Annotated in this window: 5 protein-coding genes and 1 pseudogene; 1 reads left to right on the top strand and 5 read right to left on the bottom strand. The window is 72.6% G+C overall.

Going from position 1 to position 3,299, the window contains the following annotated elements:
* Positions 1–760: Zn-binding domain-containing protein (locus tag IJH84_RS08700; RefSeq protein ID WP_295142474.1), on the top strand; the 760-nt coding region annotated here is incomplete at its 5' end.
* A 138-nt stretch (positions 761–898) separates the two neighbouring features.
* On the opposite strand, the gene IJH84_RS08695 is transcribed toward IJH84_RS08700, so the two are convergent.
* From IJH84_RS08695 to IJH84_RS08675, 5 genes and pseudogenes are all read right to left on the bottom strand, one after another.
* Positions 899–1,606 (bottom strand): bifunctional DNA primase/polymerase, encoded by a 708-nt coding sequence (locus IJH84_RS08695; protein WP_295142471.1) that lies wholly within the window; start codon positions 1,604–1,606, stop codon positions 899–901.
* Between the two features lie 307 nt (positions 1,607–1,913).
* Positions 1,914–2,279, bottom strand: a complete 366-nt coding sequence (locus IJH84_RS08690; protein ID WP_200068263.1) for an Rv3654c family TadE-like protein — start codon at positions 2,277–2,279, stop codon at positions 1,914–1,916.
* Complete coding sequence (locus IJH84_RS08685; RefSeq protein WP_295142466.1) at positions 2,276–2,620, bottom strand: TadE family type IV pilus minor pilin; 345 nt, start codon at positions 2,618–2,620, stop codon at positions 2,276–2,278. Before IJH84_RS08685 ends, IJH84_RS08690 begins: the two co-directional genes overlap by 4 nt.
* An 86-nt stretch (positions 2,621–2,706) precedes the next feature.
* The gene (locus IJH84_RS08680) at positions 2,707–2,970 is read right to left on the bottom strand and encodes a DUF4244 domain-containing protein (RefSeq protein ID WP_200068261.1); all 264 of its coding nucleotides are present in this window, start codon (positions 2,968–2,970) and stop codon (positions 2,707–2,709) included.
* Between the two features lie 112 nt (positions 2,971–3,082).
* Positions 3,083–3,299, bottom strand: a pseudogene (locus IJH84_RS08675) (secretion system protein); the annotation flags it as partial.

The following is a 3,299-nucleotide window of genomic DNA, read 5'->3' as shown; positions in this document are numbered from 1 at the left end:
GACCGTCGACTTCACGCGCGCGCTCTCGACGGTGCACCAGGGAGCGGTGCACGTGCACCAGGGCGAGTCGTACGTGGTGGACGAGCTGGACCTCGACGACGGGCTGGCGCTCGTGCACGCGGAGGAGCCGGAGTGGACCACGTCGGCGCGCGAGGACCTCGACGTGCACGTCACCGCGGTGCACGAGACCGAGGTGCTGGGCGACGTCACCGCGCGGTTCGTCTCCGTCGAGGTGACCAGCCGCGTGGTCGGCTACCTGCGGACGCTGCGCAGCGGCGAGGTGATGGACGCCGTCGAGCTGGACCTGCCGGAGACCACGCTGGCCACCCGCGCCGCCCTGATCACGCTGACCCCGGAGGTGCTCGAATCGGCGGGCCTGGTCCCGGAACGCTGGCCGGGGGCGCTGCACGCCGCCGAGCACGCGGCGATCGGCCTGCTGCCGCTGTTCGCGACCTGCGACCGGTGGGACATCGGTGGTGTCTCCACTGCCCGGCACGAACACACCGGACGAGCCACTGTGTTCGTGCACGACGGTCACCCGGGGGGTGCCGGCTTCGCCGACCGCGGCTATGCCGCGTTGTTCCCCTGGTTGGCCGCGACGCGGGAGGCGATCGTCTCCTGCGGGTGCCCGGCGGGGTGCCCGTCCTGCGTTCAGTCGCCGAAGTGCGGGAACGGCAACGAACCGCTGGACAAGGCGGGGGCGGTGGCTGTGCTCGACGTGCTCTCGACCGCGCACGGGGAAGCCGCTGGGCGGGGCTGAGACGACGGCGGCGGGTCGGGTGAGCGAGCGGGTTCGCCGGTCCCGCTCGCTCCCACCGCCGGACGTCTCATCGGGGGTGCCCCTGGACGGGTCGGACGTCCAGTTGCCCGCGGCTAATTTCGCGGTCGCCGCCGACCGTCAGTTGCCGGCCACGACGAGCTGGGCCACGTCTTCGGCGGTGTCCGCACCGATGCGCAACGCATCGCCGATGACCTCGGGCGACGGTAGCCGCCACCCGCAGACCTCCGGCTTGACGCGCCAGTGCACGACACCGTGGTGGAAAGTGCTCGGCGGCACCGGGAGCCAGCTTCCGGCGGTGTGCCTGCGCACCGCTCCCGCGGTGACGAGCTCGGGGCACACCGCGGCAGCGCGGCCACCGGCGGCCAGGAAGTACCAGCGGGCGTCCGGAGTCGCCACGATCGGTGCCGGAGCGCCCATCGAGCGCAGCGCCCGCGCGGCACGCCGCCCGAGCTCAGCACCGACCTCGAGTGCTTCCACCTCGTCACCGGTGGCGATCAGCAGGCTGTACGGCCGCTCACCGAACCAGGCCGCGACCTGGTCCGCGTCGGTGCTCCGCCGGTCCTGCCAGTCCTCGTGCACGGGCACCGGGCCGGTGGAGCCACCACCGGACCATCTCCCGGTCGCAGCGACCGGGAACGTGCCGGGCACCACCGGCCAGCTGCGCGCGGCCAGCTCGATCGCTTGCACCCGCAGCTCGATGCGGAACGCACCGGCCCAATCGGCCGCTCCGCGCCAACCGCCGGTGCCGGAACCGGCGACACTGGTCTCTGGAGCGACACCGGTCCCTGTAGCAACACCGGGCCGCTCGTCCGCCGACCAGTCCATTCCCTCTCCTCCTCAACAACGGCGAGCGCCTCGGCAACGGTTTCCCGCGGTATCGCGGTCCACCTGCGAGCCCGACCACGTTGTCGGAACTCTTGCCCGCAACTCGCACTTTCAATCAACGTCACAAGGCGCACCCGCGTATACCCCCGCGGCGACGAACGGTCGTTCAGCGGCGACGAACGTCGGGAACGGGACCAGAGGCACTGATATGCCGGGGTGGGCGTTCCCGGCCGCGCGACACGGCAACCGGTCGCCGCCCGGGGACGTGTGACCGCTGAGCGCGCACCCGGAACACCGCCACTCGCGTTCAGCGCGGTGCCGGCCCCGCCCTTGCCCTGGCGCTGACCTGGGATGAAAGCAACCCGGGCAGGGCGGAAGTGCGTTCTGCGACGATCACTCGCGCATCCGGGCCGGACAGTCGGCAGTCGAGCACGCTCGCGTGCATCCCGCGCGCCACCCGTTCCGCTTGCTCGCACGCCGCCGTGCCGCCCGCGGTGGCGTGCGATGCAGCGGCCAGCGCGGCGAGGTCGGCGGCCCCCTCCGCGCGATGCCTGGCCAGCACGGCGGAGCCGAGTGCCAGGCCGAACCCGAGGATGACCAGCAATCCGAGGATCAGCACCGCGGCGAGCACCGTGGCGACACCGGCATCCCGGCCGCCGGCACCGGTGCTCACCGCGCGGGCTCCGCCGGACCGGACCCGGCCGCACCCGGTTCCAGCACTGCCGCGGCTCGACTGGTCCACCACTGGGCGGGCAGGAAACCGACCACCGGTGGAGCGCTCACCTCGGTCGTCACCTGGTCGTCCCGAACGGAGATCGCCAAGCTCGCGCCCGGCGGGGCCAACCGCCGCACCGCTGCGTCGGCCTGCTCGCGATCTCCCCTGGACGCCAGCCGAGCGGCCTCGACCGCGGCGTCGGTGCACCGGACCTGCCCGAGCACCATGTTCATGGCGGTCAGCACGAGCATGAACACCGCTACGACCGCGCTCACGCCCAGGGCCGCCTCGACCGTCACCGCACCGCGGTCGGAAAAGGAATCCGGACTTCGCGCCGCCGGGACCGCCCGGCCGCCCGAACCGACCGGGAGCGCTCGCCGCGCGATCACGGGACACTGCCTTGCAATGCACGTTCGACCAGCCCGGTGAGCGCGGCCGTCACCGAGTCGCCGGTGACGACGGTGTAGAGCAGCGCTGCGAAAGCGGCCGCCGCCACGGTGCCGATGGCGTACTCGGCGGTGCTCATACCGCGGTCGCCGTGCAACAGCGTTCGAAGACTCCGCAATCGACGACGGCTGAGTCCGGAGCGGCTCGTGCGGCGATCGCCGGCAGGCACCGTGCAGCTGATCTTCGTGGGAATCGGGGTCATGCTCCCGCCTTTCTCGTGTTGTCGTTCGCCCGGCACCGCGCGTCGCTTTTCGCGGCTTGCCGGGCCGGTTGTCGGCAACGAATGTCTCGCCGCACGACGGAATCCGGCCTGCTCACCAGGTCGCGGCGAGCCGCTGCACCATCCCCGCCACGACCGGAACCACGCCCAGGCACAGGAACGCGGGCAGGAAGCACAAGCCGAGCGGCGCGGTGATCCACACCCCGGCCCGCTGAGCTGCTGCTTGGGCTCGGTCGGCGACCGCGGTTCGCGCTTCGGCCGCCAGGCCGTCGGCGACCTCGGCCAACGCACTGCCGGTCCGCGCACTGCGG

The sequence above is a fragment of the Saccharopolyspora sp. genome, assembly GCF_017434145.1.
Taxonomy (GTDB): Bacteria; Actinomycetota; Actinomycetes; order Mycobacteriales; family Pseudonocardiaceae; genus Saccharopolyspora_C; species Saccharopolyspora_C galaxeae.
The sequence above is the reverse complement of the archived record's forward strand: the minus strand, read 5'-3'. Positions and strand labels throughout refer to the sequence as shown.